This is a genomic window from Hahella sp. CR1 (assembly GCF_029813005.1).
In the GTDB taxonomy this organism is placed as follows: domain Bacteria; phylum Pseudomonadota; class Gammaproteobacteria; order Pseudomonadales; family Oleiphilaceae; genus Hahella.
This window is the reverse complement of record NZ_JAPELK010000005.1, coordinates 525,994-548,107: the sequence shown is the minus strand read 5'-3', so window position 1 is coordinate 548,107 and position 22,114 is coordinate 525,994. Positions and strand designations below refer to the sequence as shown.

The 22,114-nt window shown below is 46.9% G+C and carries 17 protein-coding genes; 3 read left to right on the top strand and 14 right to left on the bottom strand.

Annotated elements, in window-relative coordinates; genetic code table 11:
• Positions 1-185 precede the first annotated feature (185 nt).
• On the top strand, positions 186-1,406 hold the full coding sequence (locus tag ONV78_RS15610; protein ID WP_279504392.1) for a glycosyltransferase family 4 protein: 1,221 nt from the start codon (positions 186-188) through the stop codon (positions 1,404-1,406).
• Here ONV78_RS15610 and ONV78_RS15605 read toward each other — a convergent pair.
• Positions 1,403-2,155, bottom strand: a complete 753-nt coding sequence (locus ONV78_RS15605; RefSeq protein ID WP_279504391.1) for a glycosyltransferase family 2 protein — start codon at positions 2,153-2,155, stop codon at positions 1,403-1,405. The genes ONV78_RS15610 and ONV78_RS15605 overlap by 4 nt on opposite strands.
• 160 nt (positions 2,156-2,315) lie before the next feature.
• Between ONV78_RS15605 and ONV78_RS15600 the strand changes: the two genes are divergently transcribed.
• Complete coding sequence (locus tag ONV78_RS15600) at positions 2,316-3,422, top strand: glycosyltransferase family 4 protein (protein ID WP_279504390.1); 1,107 nt, start codon at positions 2,316-2,318, stop codon at positions 3,420-3,422.
• Positions 3,423-3,445: 23 nt separating this feature from the next.
• On the opposite strand, the gene ONV78_RS15595 is transcribed toward ONV78_RS15600, so the two are convergent.
• The 13 genes from ONV78_RS15595 to typA all read right to left on the bottom strand — a co-directional run bounded on the left by ONV78_RS15595 (position 3,446) and on the right by typA (position 20,208).
• Positions 3,446-4,375, bottom strand: coding sequence for a glycosyltransferase family 2 protein (locus ONV78_RS15595; protein WP_279504388.1), 930 nt, complete (start codon positions 4,373-4,375; stop codon positions 3,446-3,448).
• A gap of 30 nt (positions 4,376-4,405) precedes the next feature.
• Positions 4,406-5,479, bottom strand: coding sequence for a glycosyltransferase (locus ONV78_RS15590; protein ID WP_279504387.1), 1,074 nt, complete (start codon positions 5,477-5,479; stop codon positions 4,406-4,408).
• Between the two features lie 68 nt (positions 5,480-5,547).
• On the bottom strand, positions 5,548-7,086 hold the full coding sequence (locus tag ONV78_RS15585) for a glycosyltransferase family 39 protein (protein WP_279504386.1): 1,539 nt from the start codon (positions 7,084-7,086) through the stop codon (positions 5,548-5,550).
• A 30-nt stretch (positions 7,087-7,116) separates the two neighbouring features.
• Complete coding sequence (waaC, locus tag ONV78_RS15580; RefSeq protein ID WP_279504384.1) at positions 7,117-8,163, bottom strand: lipopolysaccharide heptosyltransferase I; 1,047 nt, start codon at positions 8,161-8,163, stop codon at positions 7,117-7,119.
• Positions 8,156-9,202 carry a lipopolysaccharide heptosyltransferase II gene (gene waaF / locus ONV78_RS15575; RefSeq protein ID WP_279504383.1) on the bottom strand — a complete coding sequence of 349 codons (1,047 nt, stop codon included), beginning with the start codon at positions 9,200-9,202 and terminating at the stop codon, positions 8,156-8,158. The genes waaC and waaF overlap by 8 nt, the downstream gene beginning before the upstream one ends.
• Positions 9,203-9,237: 35 nt before the next feature.
• Positions 9,238-10,161 carry a branched-chain amino acid transaminase gene (locus ONV78_RS15570; RefSeq protein WP_216736534.1) on the bottom strand — a complete coding sequence of 308 codons (924 nt, stop codon included), beginning with the start codon at positions 10,159-10,161 and terminating at the stop codon, positions 9,238-9,240.
• Positions 10,162-10,257: 96 nt separating this feature from the next.
• Positions 10,258-13,149 carry a bifunctional [glutamate--ammonia ligase]-adenylyl-L-tyrosine phosphorylase/[glutamate--ammonia-ligase] adenylyltransferase gene (gene glnE, locus ONV78_RS15565; RefSeq protein ID WP_279504381.1) on the bottom strand — a complete coding sequence of 964 codons (2,892 nt, stop codon included), beginning with the start codon at positions 13,147-13,149 and terminating at the stop codon, positions 10,258-10,260.
• Positions 13,150-13,247: 98 nt separating this feature from the next.
• On the bottom strand, positions 13,248-14,048 hold the full coding sequence (locus tag ONV78_RS15560; protein WP_279504379.1) for a DUF547 domain-containing protein: 801 nt from the start codon (positions 14,046-14,048) through the stop codon (positions 13,248-13,250).
• A 23-nt stretch (positions 14,049-14,071) separates the two neighbouring features.
• Positions 14,072-15,031, bottom strand: coding sequence for a CYTH domain-containing protein (locus ONV78_RS15555; protein ID WP_279504378.1), 960 nt, complete (start codon positions 15,029-15,031; stop codon positions 14,072-14,074).
• A 52-nt stretch (positions 15,032-15,083) separates the two neighbouring features.
• Entirely contained in the window at positions 15,084-16,049 is a 966-nt protein-coding gene (locus tag ONV78_RS15550; RefSeq protein WP_279504377.1) for a porin, read from the bottom strand.
• Between the two features lie 748 nt (positions 16,050-16,797).
• Positions 16,798-17,238: a D-aminoacyl-tRNA deacylase gene (gene dtd, locus ONV78_RS15545; protein WP_279504375.1), complete on the bottom strand. Its 441-nt coding sequence runs from the start codon at positions 17,236-17,238 to the stop codon at positions 16,798-16,800.
• 93 nt (positions 17,239-17,331) lie between these two features.
• Positions 17,332-18,291, bottom strand: coding sequence for a prolyl aminopeptidase (gene pip, locus ONV78_RS15540; RefSeq protein WP_279504373.1), 960 nt, complete (start codon positions 18,289-18,291; stop codon positions 17,332-17,334).
• A 99-nt stretch (positions 18,292-18,390) separates the two neighbouring features.
• Positions 18,391-20,208, bottom strand: a complete 1,818-nt coding sequence (typA, locus tag ONV78_RS15535; RefSeq protein WP_127968598.1) for a translational GTPase TypA — start codon at positions 20,206-20,208, stop codon at positions 18,391-18,393.
• 455 nt (positions 20,209-20,663) lie between these two features.
• Between typA and glnA the strand changes: the two genes are divergently transcribed.
• Positions 20,664-22,070: a glutamate--ammonia ligase gene (gene glnA / locus ONV78_RS15530; protein ID WP_216736528.1), complete on the top strand. Its 1,407-nt coding sequence runs from the start codon at positions 20,664-20,666 to the stop codon at positions 22,068-22,070.
• Positions 22,071-22,114 lie beyond the last annotated feature (44 nt).

The window sequence follows — 22,114 nt, the reverse complement described above, 5'->3', positions numbered from 1 at the left end:
TCATAGGGTTCGTATACATCTTCACGCAGATTCTCCAAGCTTACAGGACACACCAAGCTAACCTTATAAGTGTGGCCATGTTCTCTTTACTTAAATTAGAGGCTCATGGATTATCTTGGAAATGACCTTACTACTATTAAGTATAAGTAAGGGAACATGCAGAGTCCCGCCAGGAGCGTATAGACATGCCATCGAAGCGGATGAAAGTTGTTCACTTGGTCGCACTTGACACAATAGGGGGCGTAGAGAGACTCTATTGCGACTATCTAAGGATGAGCTATAGCGACTTCCAGAACATTACGATTAATGATCGTTCCCGTATCCATGCGGAGCTCGCAGAGGAGGTAAGCGCATATTCTGAGCAAGTATTTTCCATCAAGTACTATCACTCTTTACGCCTCCCCAAAAAACCAAGTTTCTTACGCCACCGGAACCTGAAACGCCTGCTAAGCCAAATAGCCCCTGAAATACTCGTTGTCTGGAACAAAATTGAGGGAATCGACCTGAGCCTTTGCCCTTCGAGCACTAAAGTTATCTATTATGAGCATGGGGCTGGCTGGCGCTGCGATGACAAAAAAGCCGCCATCGCTTTTTTATCCAAGGTAGATGGAGTCATCTGTAATTCAAAAGCCGCCTTGGAAGTTATTCGGTATAACTGGAGCTACTCGAAAGATAACGCCGTGGTCATCCACAACCCTCTACTCAATAAGTTTAAGCTCTCATCTACTCATGCAGGTATCGACAAACTGCCGCACTCTCCATTTAGGCTGGGACTTGCAGGCAGGCTAGTCAGCGTCAAAGGCGTCACCACGGCTCTTTACGCACTCAAGATACTATTAGACAAGAATTTCCCGGTTATTCTTTCAATCGCTGGCGCTGGCCCAGACGAACAGCAACTAAAAGCTCTTACAAAAGAGCTGCGCATTGAAAGTGCAGTTAATTTCTTGGGATTACAAAGTCAAATTGAGCAGTTCTACCAAGATATTGACTGCCTTCTCTGCCCTTCGCTTAGAGAGCCCTTTGGCCTCGTGGCTCTAGAGGCTATGGCGTTCGGCTGCCCAGTCATTGCATCCGACGTAGATGGACTTGCCGACGTAGTAGAGAACAACATTACAGGCTATACAATTCCCGTGAGCCTTGGCTTAGAAGAATACCAACAAATGGGCGGCAATATACAAGGATTACCACCCATTATTTTTGATGCGTCCGCCAATAAACTAGGACCACCCAAAGCAGTCAGCCCCGATAGCATGGCAAATGCAATTTGCGAACTTATATTGAATACAGCCGACTATTCAAGAATGAGCCATGCAGCACGCATCAGGTCACACTCACTATTCTCTCCTGAGACTTATTTCGACAGATTCAAGAGCGTGTTACATGCGGTCTCAGGGCAAAAATTTTAATCCCGGTTCTTCGAACTCAGCTCATAAAGCTTCACATACTTCATGAAGCTATTCATGCAACCAATAACAATATGCACAAATCCCGGCATACCATCTAGAAAGCCACGACGCAGAATATAGAACTTAAAAAATCGAATTATAGGGCTAACGAGAATTTTACCAAGCCCGACCTTCTTCCCTCGTCGAAACATATCTTCCGCCTGAATCTGCGTATACTTATTTTGCTTGGCTAAATATTGCGAGATTGTCTCCTCGGAAAAATGGTTTAAGTCTCCTTCTAACTTTTGGATCCGCCCTTCACACCTTACAGCTTCGTGCACCAAGTCTTGGGTCCATCCTGCCTTCTTTCGATTGAAAAGCCGCAGGCTACGGTCTGGATACCCCTCGCCATAACGAAGAGGCTCCCCCAAAAAATAGTTCCTGCGAGGAAAACTGTATGCCTCTGCATCAGGCCTTTGCATGACTTGCTTAATAGAGGCAGCAAGTTCGCTAGTGACTACCTCGTCGGCGTCAACACACAACACCCAATCACTACTCGCCAGATCAACAGCAAACTGCTTCTGCCCACCGTACCCCAGCCACTCTTGAGTAATAACGCGACACCCCATTTCTTGAGCGATCCGACAAGTGTCATCAGTGCTACCCGAGTCGACAACAACCACTTCATCAGCAAATTGGACGCTTTCGATGCAACGCGCAATGCGAGAAGCTTCATTCAGAGTGATAATAGTGGCTGTCAGTTTGTGCATGATCCAATTACCTGTACAAGTTAAGAGAGCAATAGTACACGATTACCTTAGTTATCATTGGGCGATTTCCCATTTCGAGGTTCTCACTATTTCACGATATACTGACCGCCCTCCGGTTAACGCTCGTTAACTAGTCTTATTAATTCAGCGGGATCAAATTTTGAACATTGCACACTTGGAAAGTAGCTTAAATTGGGGCGGACAGGAGCTACGAGTAATAGAGCAAACTCAATGGTTAAATGCCAATGGACATCACTGCTGGATTGTCGCGCGCCCTCAATCTGCGATCCTGATGGAGGCAGAAAAAAGAGGCATTCCTAATACCGAAATAGACTTTCGCGGCTCCGCGAATCCTAAAGTCATAAGAAAGCTAATCCGCTTTATCAATCAAAATAAAATTGAGCTAATCGATGCTCATAGCAATCGAGACGCATCCTATGCAATGTTCGCCAAATGGCTGACCAATGTGAAAGTAGTTCGCTCGCGCCATGTCACTACCCCAATAAAACACGACCTCCTCCATCGGCTGATTTGGAAATACGGTAATCATCAGATTATCACTACCGCCAATAAGATAAACGAACAGATCATCCAGCTTGAACTCGCTCCTGCCAGCAAAGTTTATACAGCAAAAGCTGGTGTAGACCATAACCGTTACCACGCCAATATTGATGGCTCAGCGCTCAAGGCAAGCCTGGGGATACCTTCGGACCACAAAGTGGTATCAAACATTGGGATGATTCGAGAGGACAAAGGACAACTATTCTTCGTAAAAGCATGCGAGATTATAGCTGAGCAGCTTCCTAGTGTGACGTTTATACAGCTAGGTAGCGCCACAGCGGATACTAAAGCATACGAAAGCCAGGTCAAGGAGCACTGGGAGAAATCAAATTTTAAAGATCGGATCAAGTTTATAGGCTATAAATCTGACATTGAAAACTACCAGGCGTTTAGTGACATTGTCATGATCTGCTCAATTGGTACGGAAGCGCAAACCCGCCTAGTATCTCAAGCCTTCTTAATGGAAAACAGCATGATAGCTACAACCGTTGGAGGCTTACCGGAAATGATCTCCCACAACAATACAGGCTTACTTTGCCCCCCACAAAATCCAGAAGCCTTAGCAGAAGCGGCAATTAAACTACTAACAGATAGCAAGTTAGCGACAACTTTAAGGAAGAATGCATACCAGCATGCCATGGAAGAAATGACTTTTGAGAAAATGATGGACGGTATGTTAGAAATCTATAAAAAAGTCTGCGCGTAGTTTTCCCTAAAACTCCGAATAAACTATGCGGCCCCACTCTTCTTGTACGTAATAAACTTACGCTTAAAGCTTGTTCTAACGCTGAAGTCCAGCAGGAAAGACAGAGTGGACAGGCCCTCCACCATTTGAGAAAGCTGACGCCGTTTTTCCTCAGCAAGCCTGTCCTTGTATTTATGTAGTAAATCAATAGCATGACAAGCAGTAAGGTTTCTGAAGCCGTCACCAAAGACGCGACTCATAGTCAATATCACGTCAGCCATAGCATCTAATTTTACCGAATCAAGCTCGTTAGAAAGACTGCCTTCCCTTCTAACATAGTTGTACAGTACGGCATCCGTGTAATAAAGATTCTCGCTATCGGATAACAAATAGGGAAAAGCCATTGAATCCTCGTAACATGCCATTTCAGGAAATTCGAACGATTTAAAAAGCCTGCGATTAAAGTATTTCCCCCATAAATGGGCTTTAAATTGTTTGTGAATCAGGAAGCGCTTAATTGCCTCCTTCCTGCTCAGATTCATAGGCGTCGTCAGGGGAGAGGAAGTCACCTGATCACTTTCCTTCCACACCTCGTGTAATTTTGAGAGTAAGATGTCCGGCTTTTTCTTGTCAAAAAAGTTAATCATTTCTTTGAGAGAAAAGAGGGGGACAAAATCATCTCCGTCAACAAAAGTTATATATTCGCCACGGGCCTTACTTAACGCATAGCGCCGAACCTTTCCAATATTTCCATATTCCGTTCTTAGATACTCAAAGCTGGCGTTATCATTAGAGAACTCCTTCATAATGTGCGAGGTACGGTCTGAGGAGGCGTCATCAATCATCATAACTTCACACACATCAGAAACACCTTGCAAGAGCTGCTTGATGCTTTCAAGGCATTTAATAATCTCATTTTCAATATTATGCGCGGTTATAATTATTGACAACTTACAAGATGAGTTTACGTTCATCTCCGCCTCACAGAATGTTTAGTGGCAACATTATATTTTGAAAGCGGCCTTTATCCTAGCCAAATAGCTATCGTCATATAAATGCTCAATTGAGTCTCGAATTTTTTCTCCATCAGGAACTTGCTCACCATCAACAATCGCTTGCAAGCGCTCAGTAAGTATATCTTCTCGGCCAGGAGGATAAAGCACGCCGTTGATAGGCGGTCTTATGATATCAGATGGACCATACTTGCAGTCAGAGCTTATACAATATACACCATACGACATAGCTTCAGCCAAGGACATACCAAACCCCTCAACCCGTGATGTCAACAGTAGAGCGCTAACTTCTTTAATGTTTTCACGCACGTAATTCCATGGCTGCGCCTTCCAGCCAACCCAAGTTACGTTTTGGCTAATTTGCAACTCCACCGCCAGCTTCTTTAAAGCCTCTTCATCGGGGCCTGAGCCTAAAACATACAGTTCCCATTCTCCTGAAAGAGAGGACAAGGCCTTCAGCATCTCGCTAATTTTTTTATCTTTCTCGCATAGCCGCCCCACATAAAGAAATCTCACCACATCTCTTGGCCTGGGAATAAAACTTCCTGCTCTCGCTACCGAGTTATAGATTAGAGAAATCCGGTTTTCAGATACTCCCATATCGATTAATTGTTTAACAATACCGCTACTAATCGCCAAGTGGAAATCAGCGCGAGCAACATATTTAGACTTGTATAACGCATCGAGAGAAAGGTGAATCCATGAGTACAACACAGGCCTTCGAAAGGAGAAGGCTCTGGCCATATGCGATACATAGCAGCTAAGCGGATCTATCGCCACGATAATATCGGGACATTTATTTCTGATTAGAATAGCTATCTTTGCTGCAAAGCTAATACGACGAACCTTGGTATTAGAGACTTTTGAAGTTATACGAGTATAACTGGCATCGCCCAGCCACTCATCGTTAACTTCTCCAACCCCTTGCTTATAGTCATCAATAAAAACGAACTCGACTTTAGAGTCAACAGAAAGGAGGTCATAAAATTTTTTGCAAACAGTCTCTTTGCCACCCAGTCCTTTTATATTATAGCCTACGACCAGGATTTTCTTTCTATTGTGCACCACACTTTCTCCTACATAGATGAGAAGTCAACTATACGTTACTTTGCAGACATGCGACCCGAATCACTTTATTGCACCTTATACACACGCACAGTTCCATCAAGCATGGTATCCCACTCATTAATGACTTTATATTTCTCATCCAAGCTTGTTTTAAGATTTTCATTATCATAGCGGGAGTTCCAAACAAAATAATCATACTCTTTCTCATCTATGATCTTGAGCACATGAGATGCCTCCCCCTTAACCTCCCATGTTCTCTCCACATGAGAGCACTGCCCTGTTTTTATTTCAGAATTAGCGTAATAACTGATAAACATCATATACTCTGATGATCCACCAACTCGTATAAAGCCACCTGCACCATGATAGTCATGCAAAATATAGGCGCCTATTTCTTTTAGCAGATACTTATCAGACTCTCTGTGCTTCAATAGCTTTACTACAGCCCCAAGGACTACACAGCCTAATAATATAAAAAAAACGATCTTGCCTTTCAGAGCAAACCATTCCTTAAATGCATTGCTAACGCTCATGAGCCCCATAGCGATAATCACATAACCAGGTATCAACAGTAGAGCCATCATGCGAGAGTCTAGCCACCAGGCAGTTATGGTTTGAAGGAAAAGAACCACAAAGGCGACAATGCTTAATACCAATAAATAACGAATAGAGAGGTTCACTCTCGCTTTCCGAAAAACCGGACCTAAGCCCGCGATGAAAAATACCGCGACAGGCTCAAACATCGCTTTCGCCAGCCAATTAAGCTCTACCCCTAGCGCAGTCCAGCCTACAATTGTCGACATATCTCGCCAGTAATATTGAAAATGAAAGCCCTCAGGCGGGTGAGTCCAGAGCCCTTTAAGGTCTTGCCTAAGTTGCTTATACCCTGAGATAAGCTCAACGACACGCTCATATTGTTTGGGAAAAGAAACAAGCTGCCTATTTAAAAGCCACTCACTTAACAGGAGCGCAAACATAGCCACTATTATTGGGAGGAGAAACATAACACAGCGAGCAACGCCTTCCCTTACCTCCCTTCTGGCTCCCAGAAAAATCATCGTTCCGGCAATAAATGCCGCTGCTTCTATTCGAAACGAAGCAGCGACCATAAAAAGCATGCACGCCAGGGGATATATCCAATAATTAGCTGACTTTTCTGCTCTCAAGATGAAGTAGATGGCCAAGGATAAAAAGAACCAGTACCCTGGTCCACGCAGAATATCCACACTAAGAACAACAAAAGCAGGATTACAAGCAAAAAGAAGCAGTGTTAGCAAGGCAACATTCTTAGGTAATGCATGCTTTAACACACCATAAAGGGGTAGCATTGCCAGTGTGCCAAAAAAGAGAGAAATCAAGCGTCCTGCTAACTCCCAGTCGCCTACGACCTTATACATCGCAGCAATCAAGAGGGGAAAAATATTAGTGGCGTGAAAACAAACCCCTAGATACTCGACACCATTATAAAAAACGTTTTGAGCCTCCTCGATATATAAAACTCCATCTGAGTTAAATATGTCAGCACGGAAAAAAGCATTCAACCTCAGCATAAATCCTAGGAGAAAGACCCAAACAAAAGGGTCAACTTTTTTCAAGGTGCTCACGAAGGGGCTGCTTTCAGGAACCATAGCTTACTAACTTTTTCTCATCATACTGGCTTCTGCCGAAGGCACTATTTGACGTAAACGCTCCCAAATCACTTCGGGAGAGAGTTCATTCCAACATGGAGGATAGTCAAATTTTTCACCCAAGACTTCATATCGACAGTGCTTTCGCATACAAGGCGCGCAGTGGTAACTTGAACTAAGTGAAGTTTGTTGCGCACCGTATATTCCAGTGAGGAAGGGATTAGTTGGCCCATACAAGGCAATTGTCGGTTTAGCCAGCGCCGCCGCCAAATGGCCCAGCCCGGTATCCACGGTGACAATAGCTTGGGCCCTGGCGATGTGCTCCGCGACCCCCTTTAACGGCATTCGCGGCAATACCCGCACGCCAGCGGAAACTTCCAGGCGTTCCGCCCGCAGTCTTTCTTCTTCGTTCCCCCATGCGGCCCACACATCAAAACCAGCTTGCCTGCACCGCAGAGCCAGATCACCCCAGAAAGATTCAGGCCAGTGCTTAGTACGCCATGTCGTGCCATGAAGAAACATAACCGTTGGCGCCGTTTCTTCAGGTTCGGCCGCTTCTATCTTGAGCCCATAATCCGGCGCCCCACCTTTTGCATAACCGAGCCCCTGCGCGAACAACTCACGAGTCCTTTCTACCGCATGCATTTGCCTGGCGACAGAGTAGCACCGATGATAGAAAACGCTGGCAAGAGGCTCTCTTACAGATGTGCGATCGTATCCAACAATTTCTGCGCCAACTTTTTTAGCGATAAAGGCGCTTTTCAACAAACCTTGAGCATCAATAACAAGATCGTACTCTGATTTAAGCTTTTCGCCAAAACTCGCCCACTCGCCAGATCTCAATGCTTCATAGGGATTTTTACGCCAACGCCTCAACGCTACAGGGATGACCTTGTTCACAGCGGGATGCCATGTAGGGATTTCAGCGAACGCTTCCTCAACCACCCAGTCCAATTGTAAGCCGGGCACGTTCATCGCAGCCTCTGTAACGGCAGGCAGCGTATGCACGACGTCTCCCAAGGAAGACATTTTCACCAATAGAACTTTAGGCAATGGGCGCAACTCCCTGACTGTCGGAACCACAAGGCAGCTTATCCAGCGCAGAAATGACCTGTTGCGCAGGCAACTGTTTCAGGCAGTTGTAATGTCCCAAAGGGCAAGTTCGCTCAAAACAGGGACTGCAGTCCAGCCCCAAGCGCACGATTTGCTTGTGCTCTGTTAGCGGCGGCGTAAAGTCTGGAGAAGTGGAACCGTAAACAGCGACCAATGGACTCCCCAACGCCGCAGCAACATGCATCAGACCTGAATCGTTACTAACGACGCGAGAGGTTAGAGACAATAGCGCGACGGCTTCCTGCAGAGTCGTCAAGCCAGCAAAGTTCATAACGCCAACAGAGCCAGAGGCCGTCGCTATTTCTTCGCAAACGGGCTTGTCATTGGTGGAGCCAAACAGCCAGACGCGCCACCCTTTTTGCAGATAGTGACGCGCAACGGCGGCATAATGCTCAGCAGGCCACTGCTTGGCGGCGCCAAACTCAGCGCCGGGACATAGCCCCAAAACAGGCGCTCCATCAGCATCTACTGCGTATTTAGCGCATACATCCGCGGTAAGCTGCGCATTGGGCTTCAATTCTGGGTTGGGTATACGGCTTAAGTCAGCTTCCCCGTTATCATAGGCAAGCGCCACAAAGCGCTCGACCATAAGCGGAAGTTGCTCTTTATCAAGCTTGCGAATGTCATTTAACAGACCATAACGCATTTCTCCCCGCCAACCAGTGCGCCTTGGTATGCTTGAAAACCAGGGAATTAATGCGGATTTCAATGAGTTAGGAAGAACGATGGACCACGCGTAATCTTTCGCCTTTAATGACACAGCCAGTTCACGTCGCGCCTTAAGCATCAACTTGCCGTGATCCACCGGCATATCGATGGCATCTCTCACTTCTGGCATAGCCTCAAGGATTGGGCGACTCCAGCCTGGAGCAAGGACATCTATCTGGGCATTTGGGTAGAGGCGCACAAGCACTTTAAACAGGCTTTGCGCCATCACCATATCGCCAACCCAAGAGGGCCCGATAATAAGAATATTCAAGGGCTGGCGCCTCTTACATGGAAATGAACTAAAACTTAGGCGACGGGCGTCAGCCAGTGCTTGAACTCTTCGTTACGTCCTTTGACTACGTCGAAGTACAAAGACTGCAGTCTTTCAGTAATCGGCCCACGCTGACCAGCGCCAATTGGACGCCCATCCAGCTCTCTAATCGGCGTAACCTCCGCCGCAGTGCCAGTGAAAAACGCTTCATCGGCAATATAGACTTCGTCGCGAGTGATACGCTTCTCCACCAGCTTATAGCCCAAATGCTCCGCCAGATGAAAAATCGTGTTACGAGTGATGCCGTTGAGGCAAGAGGTCAACTCTGGCGTGTAAATAACGCCATCACGGATGACAAAGATATTTTCACCGGAACCTTCCGCCACATAACCTTCTGGATCAAGCAGTAGCGCCTCGTCACATCCGCACGCCAGCGCTTCGTTCAAGGCAAGCATAGAGTTGATGTAGTGGCCGTTCGCTTTAGCGCGGGTCATAGAAATGTTTACATGGTGACGGGTATAAGAGCTGGTCCGTACCTTGATGCCTTTTTGCAGCGATTCTTCTCCCAAGTACGCGCCCCATTCCCAGGCGGCGACGATCACATGCACGCTCAGATTATTGGCGCGCAGTCCCATGCCTTCAGAACCGTAGAACGCCATGGGCCGCATATAAGCGGAGTTCAGATTGTTGTCACGCACTGCCTGACGCTGCGCCTCATTAAGCTCATCCTTAGTGAAAGGCAGCTTCATGTTCATGATATGAGCGGAGTCAAACAACCTGTCGGTATGTTCCTGCAAACGAAAAATCGCCGCGCCTTCAGGAGTCTGGTATGCGCGAACGCCTTCAAACACGCCCATGCCGTAATGCAGCGTATGTGTTAACACATGCACATTGGCGTCACGCCAAGGCGTCATTTTGCCGTCGAACCAGATCAAACCGTCACGATCAGCCATGGACATAGCAGTCAACTCCTTCGGGGCCCAAAGCCACACATTCTTAAACTGTAACCCGACTTTAACGTCGGAAGAGTAATGATTAATAGAAGAGGAACCAAGTCACTCCGCAAATACTTTTTCCCAAAACGCCACAACCCAACGACGCTCTTCCAGCAGTTCGTGAGCCTGTATCCGCGCGGGAAGATTCTGCAGCGCTAGCCGGTGCCCGCGGGCGCGGAGCAGACGATATATATCGCAAAGCATTTCCGCGTCTTCAGGAGTGAAAATACCGGCCTCACCCAAGGCTTCCAGTATCCTGATGTTATCGCTCCAGACAACAATTTGAGGGTACTCATTCGCCCAGCGCAAAGCTGCATATTGAACCATAAATTCAATATCAACGATACCGCCCCTATCATGCTTGAGATCGAAATAAGGCAGGCTTCCTGAAGAGTCCGGCTTGGTTCCGAGAGAGGCTCCCATTTTCTCTCTCATTTCTATCACTTCTGCGCGTAATTTTACTGGGTCGCGAGATTGCGTAAGAATGTCTTTCCTTACCTTCTCAAACTCTGCGCGAATACTGGGACACCCAGCTACCGCTCTCGATCGGACTAAAGCCTGGTGCTCCCATGTCCACGCACTTTTCTCCTGGTATTGCTGAAATGCGCTGACAGAGCTGACCAGCAATCCCGAGTTTCCAGAAGGTCTCAGACGCATATCCACTTCATATATATCTCCAGAAGCGGTTTTCGTCGTTAGTAGATGGATAATTCTCTGCCCAAGGCGGGTAAAAAAGACTTGATTGGCGATACTGGTTTCACCATTCGTACTTAAATCTCCTGAAGCGCCATGCAGAAACACTAGATCCAAGTCCGAACCGTAACTCATTTCAATTCCGCCAAGCTTTCCATAACCGATAACTGCAAATCGCATATCATTTGGCGCAGCGTCTTCGTAGCCTGGCTCGCCGTATTTCTTCACCATAGTTTCCCAGGCCTCATCCACCACCTGCTCAACAATGGTTTCAGCGATGAAAGTCAGGTAATCACTCACCTTCATAAGGGGAAGAGTCTCACGCAGATCGGAGGCAGCCACCCGTAACACGTGAGCCTTTTTGAAGTACCTCAACGCCTCCATTTGCTCTTCCAGACCATCATTGGGAATGCGCAGCATTTGCTGACGGAGTTCATCACGCAGCGAAGAGGTATCAGGCGGAGTGTAAAGACTACCGGTATGTAATAACTCATCCAGCAGCAAGGGAGTAGTTACAATTTGTGTCGAGATCCAGGCACACTCTGCAAACAATCGAATAAGTTCGCTCAGCGCACCTGGGTTCTCATTCAATAGCGCCAAATAAGCGCTTCTCCGCAAAACTGCCTCGACTAAAGCCAGGAGTCGTCTGCACGTTTCGTGCGAAGCCCTGCTTTCTGCCAAAGACTGAAGCAGATTAGGCATAAACTCATCTAAACGCTCCCTTCCCTGCAACTGCATGTGCTGCACTCTGGAGCTCTGGCGGAGCTGTTTTACTGACTCATAGATTTCTATCGCCTGTTCACATCCAGACCGAGACAATAGATCTTGCGCCTCATCCAGAGTTAATCGGCCAGCCCAAAGAGCCCGCCACTCGACCGTATCTGGACGCTCTAAAGGAGCCTCCCTGCGCTCAGCAATAATGTCGGCGAAATGCTCTGTTACGCAGTCTCTGAGCTTGTCCAGCTGAGCCCGGCATTCCCCCCAACCCGGGAAGCCCATTGCCACCGCCACCCGCTCTCTCTCTACTTCATCAGTCGGTATCTCTTGGGTCTGCTTATCATCAAGCCCCTGAATAGCGTGCTCAATATTACGCAGAAAAATATAGGCTTCCCGTAATTCCGCAGCCGCGGCGACAGGTAAAAGTCCTTCATCTTCAAGACACTCAAGCGTCGACAAAAAATTCCGCTGCTGTAGCCTGACATCTCTGCCGCCGCGCATTAGCTGAAACACCTGAACGATAAACTCAATCTCTCTGATGCCCCCTCTACCCACCTTGATATTGCCATCCTGCCCCTTACGCTGAACTTCCCTTTCAATCATCTCCTTCATCGCCCTCAGCGCCTGTACTGCGCCAAAGTCGATATATTTGCGATAAACGAACGGCTTAAGGGAGGTTAGCAGCTCTTCTCCGGCTTCAATGTCGCCGGCAACGGCCCGAGCTTTGATCATCGCATAGCGCTCCCAATCCCGACCTTGCTCCTGATAATAGGCCTCCATAGCCGCAAAACTGAGAGCCAGAGCGCCGCTCTGCCCATAGGGCCTCAACCTCATATCAACCCTAAACACAAAGCCATCAGCCGTTGTTTTATCTAACGCCTGTATTAACCTCTGCCCTAATCGAGTGAAAAACGCCTGATTATCTAAAGAGCGCGGAGCACCTTGAGTCTCCCCTCTCTCAGGAAAAGTAAAGATCAGATCAATATCTGATGACACATTGAGCTCGCTCGCCCCCAATTTCCCCATAGCGAGAATGACCAGCTGCTGTTTATCGCCCGCCACAGAATGAGGCTCACCAAACTGCTGACTTAAATCACGATAAATCCAACTCAAAGCCTCATCGATACAAGTTTCCGCAAGCCATGAGACTTCACGGGCCGTGACTTGATAATCCACTAAGCACACCAAATCTCGCCATATAACTCGAAACATCATTCGTCGACGAAACTGCCTCAATATTCGAAGCAAGTCATCCTCTTTGTGAGCCTCGGACAACTCTTGGGCCAATAACGCTCGGAAATCGACAAACTGATAATCTTTTTGGTACTGCGAAGACTGCAAGAAACTGAGAACCAGCTCAGGCTCTCTAAGAATGATTAATGCGAGGAAGTCACTAACTGCAAAAGCACGAAGAATATTGGGATAGAAAGGAGAAAACGCGCCGAATATCTCGGTAGGCAAATCAGCAAACTCCTCCCAATACTTCTGAATCGTTGAATGAATTGCTGACGGATATAAATTAAGCTCGCTTGGCGCAGCCATTAGTCTGTGCTCCCCTGACCAAAATCTCTTTTGCTCAGGATAGCACGATAAGAATCACGGCTAACGCTTCAATGTGCGACAATCTGACGTTTAATAAACTACCAATCGCTTTTTGCCATCGCCCGTTTCAACTCTGAACGATTCAAAGTAGCGTTAACATTCCAGTTGTACGGTAAATCCGCTGAGAACTTAATATCCGCTGGCAGGTCTTGCCGGTATTTACGAACAAATGCCTCAATCCCGCCTACAACTGCAAAATCATCCTCAAACCAACCAAATATACTGGACAAGTGGATAACACCATTCTCCATTAGTATCCCCTTATTATCCTGCGTTAAGTATTTTATTGATTGTTCTTCCAACTGCTCATTGAGATTAATCGCAGTATAAGGCTCGATACGCAAGTCTGGGCAACTCATAGATGCGCAATTAAGCGCCATATGAACCCTAGGATCTCCCATTTTACGAAGAATCTCATGCTCCAAATAGCGCAAAGTCATCTTCTCTCCACACAATACCCCCGCATCGAATGTCCAAACGGGCTTAAAGAAAGAGCCTAACGATTTGAGCTTAACAATTGGCCAATTATCGACAACCATTTTGATGGCAAGAATGTTATAGCCATTTAAGTAAAAGGCCATTCGTTCTTCAGGAGTTTCAAGGTCAGACAAAGGAAAGGTTGCAACCTGCTCAACTAGCTTGGTGAACTTCTCATTTTCTTTTAATGCGCCATAGTCTACAAAGTTTGCATCCATATATTCTTTGTGACCAGGTTTAACATATTGCTGTAGCAGTTCAGAGTATGTCGACCAGTCCGGCTCCTTGGCGCTTGCTGCAGACAGACAAAATGCAGTCAGCCCAATACATAAGAAACAAATAGACCTAAAGTTGGAAAGCATACCCCCTCCCGCTGAGAGCATAATTAGTTCGTTAGCTCCCTCCTCAGCACTTCCAAACCTATCAAGCCAGGTGCTTTAGAGTTAAGTACATATTTAGAAAAATCACTCCCTTCTTTTCTACACATCCAATGAAATAAAGACTCTATTTCAACTTCAACATCCAGCCCCACCGAGCTTCTCTTGGAGCCACTTAAAGTCAGCAGTGAATTTATCCCAGCGATACATTCAACGTATTTATACCAATTCGTACCATCACCGTCGGCTATAGCTTCCATATAGCACGCCAAGTCATCAATTAACTCATCGAGCAGCACACTTATCGAGCGTTCAGGATCGTGCTCCCGCTTAGCCGCAGCTATTCCCGCAAGACTGTATCCACGGGCCGCCTTACTTTTCTTGCTCAACCAACAAGGTACTTGCTTAGCTATTCTATCCGCCACCACCATAACGCAAGACACATCGCCTTCTTTGAGCTCAATTTCAATCTCGGATATCGGCTTAACTCCACCCGCACCGCGAATCTCACCAATATCTAAAGCCAACTCAAATACGCTGGAGCCAACCTCTACCATCCATTTGGTACGCTCAAAATTGGTTTCAAAGACAGGCCCCACCCTCTCTAACTCTATACCTTTGACCAGTTCTATCTCTGAAAGTTTCGCAATATCCAACTTATTATCTGGCAATCGCCAGTTCCACTCGTCACGAACATGCAAGCCAGCTATTCCCTTACCTCCCCCCTTCAAAGTTTGCTCCCACGCATCTCCGAGATCCCGCAACCTTAAGGCAGTCGTTGAGCGCTGCATAGCAAAATCTGGAGTATCGTAATAGGTATTCTGTAGAACTGAGGATGAGACTGGTTTCCCCCAAAGAGCCGAAAGCTCAGAATATACTTTCGCTGACAGCTTTCGAGGAAAAGAAAGCTTGAGTTCGATTTCTTTCATATATTTTTCAGCAAACCCTTTTCTATAGTTTTTAGGCAAAAAAAAACCGGCTCTTAGAGCCGGTTTTTCTAAACATAACTTTCAGTGTTTATTAGAACGCGTAGGTTGCGCCAACATTGAAAGTATCAGTATCGGTGTCTTTACCACCACCAGCAGGCTCCTCTGTCAACAAATCGTATTCTACATATACATACATGTTGTCAGACAAGTTGTGCAGAGCCTGAAGAGTGATTTCAGTATCTTCAGCATCACTCTCGTAATCGCGCATGCCATATGCAACAGCAAACTGAGTTGCCCCCATGGTATACACACCACCTAACGCCCAAAAATCTTGATTTTTGTCTTGAGTTTCATACTGGCCGATGACTTTGAAGTCTCCGAATTTGTATGAGCCAGACAAACCGATTACGTCTTCGCCATTGTCCAAATCGTTAATAGCATAACCCAATACGACCTGCAGGCCTTCCATCTCGTACTTGGCGGCAAGAGAAGCCGTGTAAGTGGAACCACCTTCTAGAGACTTAGTAGCGCCAACGGTAAAGCCACTGAAGCTTGGTGAGTAGTAGTGAAGGGTATCGCCTTCAGCCATACCTGCAACATCACCAGCAACACCAACTGACTCGAACAAATCGATCTGGTCAACCCACTCGTAAACAGTATCTTCGGAACCAACTAAAACTGTACCGAAATCACCTTTTGCGCCGATATATGCCTCATCTAGCTCAAAAGAGTTTGTATCAGTACCTGTATTAGTTTGAGGATTCTTCTTGTCATCAGCATTGAAATCAAACTCTGCTTTCAAAAAGCCTTCAACGCCTGGCATGATCTCATGCTTATGTTTGAAACCAATAGTAGAACCATTGTCAGCAAAATCAGTATTGCTTGACTCTGTAGAGCCGTTGTCAACATTCACATAAGACTGAACTAGCTGGATGTTTCCGTAAACGGTAGGCATAGAGTCCAGACGCGCAGCCAGCTCAGAAGCTGGATCCATCGCAAAAGTGGTAGAAGAAATCGTTGCAGCGGCAACAGCTGAAGCGATCAAAGTCTTTTTCATTTCGTCTTCCTTTTGTGTGTTAAATCAACTTCTTTCGAAGATTGATGGTTAAAAGCCACATTTTTCTTTATTTAGGCAAAAAAATTTTCGCCAATTTATAGTTCGTGATTATGTCAACTTAATGACATTTTTCAATCCGATGTTTTGTCTATATCAAAGCCTCCTTTTTCGCCGCACCCCATCAGTTCTTAAATGTTGATAGATTTTCGCAAATCAGGCCTCTTCACAGAGGTCTACATTTCTTCACTGAAGGTCAGCCAAAAAGGCTTAAATTCCCACTCTATCAACAACTTACCATCAAAACCTTGACAGCTCTTTTGCAGAGAGGCAAAAAATCCTTACAAACAACGGGTTATATAACTTTCCTAAACAAGAAAATTAATAACCATATGTAATACAACGTTGTCGTTTTTGCAACCAAAAAGTGCCTGTATGGCATTTTTTTTTGTAACAAAAATTCTACTTTTTAGCCTTACAGAGGCTAAGGGAGCTTCCCCTAAAAAAAATCAAAACTTTTTATAATCAAGCAGTTAAACCAGTAGAATTACACTCACCTTAACGGCCTGATATTGATGCAGCTTTCTCTGCCTAAACAAACGTACATAAAAGCGCACCAGTACTATAACAAAGGAAATATATTATTGGGCCATGCATCCCATAGTGGATTTCCGAAACTCAACAACACCCCAATCTCTCGGTTTTTGCAGTACAAGCTTCGAGCATAAGCTCCGTAAATTTCAATATCCTTTTACTCAACACGCAACGAAAAAGTTGTTGGTCCGACATTGGCAAGCGCCACCTCCATGTCTGCGCCAAACCGGCCCGTCTGAACTTTACTTACTACTTTTGACGCCTTATCAACAAAATAGTCATAAAGCCTCTCGCCTAATTCAGGCGAAGCTGCGGAAGAAAAACTTGGCCTCATTCCTTTTTTTGTATCCGCCGCCAACGTGAACTGCGATACAACCAATAATTCCCCGCCTATATCTTTAAGGCTTAGATTCATTTTGCCATTCGCATCAGCAAAAATGCGGTAGCCTACGATTCTATCTAACAGTCTTTCCGCTGAACGCTCGGTGTCATTTGGTTCAACCGCCAACAAAACGAGAATACCTTCGCCGATTGAGCCAGTTATCTCTCCACCTGCTTTCACTGAAGCATGCGCAACGCGTTGAATCAATCCGATCATTTATTACGCTCGCGCTTAATTCTTAAGGAACTGTTACAGCCTTTTTAAACATTTGCGGCATTAAAACTGCCTATTACTTAACTGTCAATAGGACTAGCCATTAAGTTTTGATACGCCACCAATCCTATCTGCCATAGAGCCGATAGATTTGATCAGCGCATCAACCATTGCGGGATCTCTCACTGAGTGGCCGGCGTCCCGGATGATGTACAAGTCGCTTCCCGCCCAGTTTTGGTGCAAATCAAATGCTCTCGCCAATGGAGAAATGGCGTCATAGCGACCATGAACAATGATGCCCGGGATGTCTTTGAAATGAGAATTTGAGCTTGCAGGTCTGTCGCTTAGCTCCTGATAGAACTTGCAGCCTAATTTCGCCAAGGCAATAGCCTGATGAGGATGAGTCAGTCTATCCACCAAGTCCTGACAAGGATGAAGGGTGGAGATCTTCGCCACCCATGCGGCCCACTGTTTTGCGGCCTGTATCTGAAGCAGCTCATTCGATCCATTCAGATACTTTGAGAAATAACTAAGCACTTCCACAACGTTTTCCCGCGGACAATCCTTCATCACTTCGTGCCAAATATCAGGAAACATTCTGGGTGCGCCTTCCGCCAGCATCCATGAGATGCCCGCCTCATCGGCAACAAAGAAACCCGAAATCACCACTCCCAATACAGCCTCGGGGTGGGCGTCGGCATATTGCTGCGACAAAAAGCCGCCCCATCCCATCCCAACCAGCATCCATTTATCAATACTCAGGTGCTGCCTCACCCGCTCAATATCTTGGATAAGAATATCAGGACGGTTATGAGCAGTCTCAGCCAGTGGAGTGGATTTTCCGCAACCTCTCTGGTCTATCATGATGATGCGAAAGCGCTCAGAGTCCAGCAGACGTCGGCAGAAAGGGTCTGAGCCATATCCTGGCCCATCGTGCACAAACAATACTGGCAGCCCGTCTTTATTGCCGGACTCCTCAATATAAATTGTGTGAAGGTTATCTACGGGAAGGAAGTGTTCTTTATGGGGCTTTAGTTCTGGGTATAAGGTGAGCATTCGGCTTTTCCAGCATTGTCCTTTAACTCGAAAGAACTATAGCACTCTGCGGAAAAGCCGAAAACTTTCTAGATCACTTTATCCAACTACTTTTGGATTTTAGTCCTTAGCACGGTCAGCGCGCTTACGCTCATGCTCTTTCAGCAACTTCTTGCGAATCCTGATGTTGCTAGGCGTCACTTCAACCAGCTCATCGTCTTCGACAAACTCTAACGCCTGCTCCAGAGAAAAACGAATCGGCGGAGTCAGAAGGATATTTTCGTCCGTACCTGCTGCGCGAATATTGGTCAGCTGCTTGGCTTTGGTTGGATTAACAACCAAATCGTTATCTCTGCTATGTAAACCGATAATCATGCCTTCGTAGACTTCGATGTTGGGGTCTACGAACAAACGACCACGATCCTGCAGGTTAAACAGCGCGTACGCCAATACTTTACCCGCTACGTTGGAGATAAGAACGCCATTGTTACGCTCGACGTTCACGCCTTCTTTCACAGGACCATAATGATCAAAGATGTGGGTCAGAATGCCCGTGCCCGAGGTCATGGTGAGGAACTGAGAACGGAAGCCGATCAGGCCGCGAGAAGGTACAACAAATTCTAGACGTGTGCGTCCTTTCCCATCTGGAATCATGTTAACCAGCTCACCGCGGCGCAGGCCCATTACCTCCATGATTGATCCCTGGTGTTCATCTTCCACGTCGATGATAACCTGCTCGTAAGGCTCAACTTTCTGCCCGTCAATTTCTCTCACAATAACTTCTGGACGGGAAACGCCTAATTCAAAGCCTTCGCGACGCATGGTTTCGATCAATACGGACAAATGCAACTCGCCGCGACCGGATACGATGAATTTATCAGGAGTGTCGCCTTGCTCTACACGCAACGCTACGTTGTACAGCAACTCTTTCTCCAAACGCTCCTTGATATTTCTACTGGTGACGTACTTGCCTTCTTTACCAGCGAATGGAGAGTCGTTAACCTGAAATGTCATGCTGACTGTCGGCTCGTCCACGATCAACGCCGGCAGCGCTTCTGGGCGCTCAGGGCTACATAACGTATCGGAGATATTCAGCTCATCCAGACCTGTAATACAGATAATGTCCCCAGCTTCCGCTTCAGGCACATCCACACGCTGCAGGCCGTGATAGCCCATTACTGTCAATACGCGACCATTACGTTTGCCGCCATCGCGATCAACCACGACAACAGGCGTATTGGTTTTTACTTTACCGCGCGAAACGCGTCCGATTCCGATTACGCCAACGTAGCTATTGTAATCGAGGGCGCTGATCTGCATTTGGAAGGGGCCATTAACATCGACAGACGGCGCAGGCACCTTATCAACTACCATTTCAAACAAAGGCGTCATGTCTTGTTGCAACGCATCTGGCTCAAGCCCTGCAATGCCATTCAACGCAGAAGCGTAAATAACAGGGAAATCCAGCTGCTCTTCTGTCGCGCCCAGGCGGTCAAAAAGATCCATCACTTCACCGACAACCCAATCAGGGCGAGCGCCAGGGCGATCCACTTTATTGACGACAACAATAGGCTTCAGCCCACGAGCAAAGGCTTTTTGAGTAACGAAACGAGTTTGCGGCATCGGGCCGTCAACTGCATCAACGAGCAGGAGAACAGAGTCCACCATAGATAGAACACGTTCAACTTCGCCGCCGAAGTCAGCGTGTCCAGGTGTATCTACGATATTAATTCGGTAATCATTCCACTTGATGGCGGTATTTTTCGCCAATATAGTAATGCCGCGTTCACGTTCCTGATCATTGGAGTCCATAACGCGTTCAGCGTCCATGTCCTTGCGGCCTAAAGTGCCCGACTGCTGAAGGAGTTTGTCGACCAGTGTGGTTTTACCGTGGTCAACGTGGGCAATGATAGCAATATTTCTTAATTTCTCGATCACAAAAAACACCTGCAAAATAAACAGTCATGGGCTGAGGGCGCGACATTATAGCTGACGCCTGAATCTTTTTTATACATCTTTATACACCCTCCCGAAAATTTATCTATCCTTAGCCTGATACCAAAATGGTGCACGACGCACCAAAAGCGCCCGAGAGCTTACCCTTACGCACCAATTCGGTGCAACGCCATGGGTGACTTGATCGGGCTATTACGAACGGGCTTTCACAAACCCTTTTAAAAACAATTTGTTATAAGTCAAAAATCTCTTGGCAAATAAATTGCTAATCAGGAAAACCAGAAGCAACTGACCATGAGGCGTGATAGTATTTTTGCGCTCGTTAGACTTCCCGGAACGCTCTCCCCTCCACGGGTCTGTTTCATGGTGGCGAGGATACACTACTGCAGTGTTTCGGTTTCACCTCAACATAAATAAAATCTTACGGAGTAACTGGAATGTCAGAGAAAACTCTGAATCTTATTAAAGAGCACGAAGTTAAATGGGTTGACATGCGCTTTACCGACACCAAGGGTAAAGAGCAGCACGTAACTATCCCAGCTAGCGAAATCTCTCCGGAATTCTTTCAAGAAGGCAAAATGTTTGACGGTTCCTCCATCGCTGGTTGGAAAGGCATCAACGAATCAGACATGATCCTGCTGGCGGACGATGAAACAGCGGTTATCGACCCGTTCACAGAAGAAACCACTCTGAATCTGACCTGTAACATCATCGAACCCACCACCATGCAGGGTTACAATCGCGACCCACGCTCTATCGCCCAGCGCGCGGAAGAGTACCTGAAGTCTACAGGCATTGCGGACACAGTATTGTTTGGGCCAGAGCCTGAGTTCTTCATTTTCGACAGCGTAAAATGGAAATCCGATATCAACGGGGCCATGTATGAAATCTACTCTGAAGAAGCCGCTTGGGTATCTGGCGACGACTTTGAGAAAAACAACGTTGGTCACCGTCCTGGCGTAAAAGGCGGCTACTTCCCTGTACCTCCGGTCGACTCACTGCATGACCTGCGCGGCGCGATGTGCGCAGCGATGGAATCCATGGGCTTAACTATCGAAGTGCATCACCACGAAGTGGGCACTGCAGGTCAGTGTGAAATCGGCGTCGGCGCCAATACTCTGACCCGCAAAGCGGACGAAGTGCAAATTCTGAAGTACTGCGTACACAACGTAGCGCATGCTTACGGCAAGACCGCAACCTTTATGCCCAAGCCTTTGGTTGGCGACAACGGTTCTGGCATGCATTGTCACCAGTCTCTGTCAAAAGACGGCAAAAACATCTTCTCTGGCGACGGCTATGCAGGCCTGAGCGACGTGGCTTTGTACTATATCGGCGGCATCATCAAGCACGCTCGTGTACTGAACGCTTTCACTAACCCTTCAACCAACGCATACAAGCGTCTGGTTCCTGGTTTTGAAGCGCCGGTTATGCTGGCTTACTCCGCACGTAACCGTTCTGCGTCCATCCGTATTCCTTTCGTGACTAACCCGAAAGCGCGCCGGATCGAAGTTCGCTTCCCAGACCCATCCGCTAACCCTTACTTGGCGTTCGCAGCCATGTTGATGGCGGGCCTGGACGGCATCCAGAACAAGATCCACCCTGGCGACGCTATGGACAAGGATCTGTACGATCTGCCAAAAGAAGAAGCAATGAACATCCCAACTGTTTGTAGCTCTCTATCACAGGCGCTGGATTACGCAGAAAAAGACTTCGAGTTCCTGACTAAAGGCGACGTCTTCACTAAAGACATGATCGAAGCTTACATTGAGTTGAAGCGTAAAGAAGTAGAGCGTCTGGACATGACCACTCACCCGGTCGAATTCGAGATGTACTACTCTGTATAATCCGCTGCGTAGTTAACTACGACAGACTCGAAAACCCCGCGCTC

Bases quoted from the DNA above. Each gene is read 5' to 3' on its own strand.
- ONV78_RS15610 (WP_279504392.1), top strand. From the start codon at position 186: ATGCCATCGAAGCGGATGAAAGTTGTTCACTTGGTCGCACTTGACACA.
- ONV78_RS15605 (WP_279504391.1), bottom strand. From the start codon at position 2,155: ATGCACAAACTGACAGCCACTATTATCACTCTGAATGAAGCTTCTCGC.
- ONV78_RS15595 (WP_279504388.1), bottom strand. From the start codon at position 4,375: ATGAACGTAAACTCATCTTGTAAGTTGTCAATAATTATAACCGCGCAT.
- ONV78_RS15570 (WP_216736534.1), bottom strand. From the start codon at position 10,161: ATGTCCATGGCTGATCGTGACGGTTTGATCTGGTTCGACGGCAAAATG.
- glnE (WP_279504381.1), bottom strand. From the start codon at position 13,149: ATGGCTGCGCCAAGCGAGCTTAATTTATATCCGTCAGCAATTCATTCA.
- ONV78_RS15560 (WP_279504379.1), bottom strand. From the start codon at position 14,048: ATGCTTTCCAACTTTAGGTCTATTTGTTTCTTATGTATTGGGCTGACT.
- ONV78_RS15550 (WP_279504377.1), bottom strand. From the start codon at position 16,049: ATGAAAAAGACTTTGATCGCTTCAGCTGTTGCCGCTGCAACGATTTCT.
- dtd (WP_279504375.1), bottom strand. From the start codon at position 17,238: ATGATCGGATTGATTCAACGCGTTGCGCATGCTTCAGTGAAAGCAGGT.
- pip (WP_279504373.1), bottom strand. From the start codon at position 18,291: ATGCTCACCTTATACCCAGAACTAAAGCCCCATAAAGAACACTTCCTT.
- glnA (WP_216736528.1), top strand. From the start codon at position 20,664: ATGTCAGAGAAAACTCTGAATCTTATTAAAGAGCACGAAGTTAAATGG.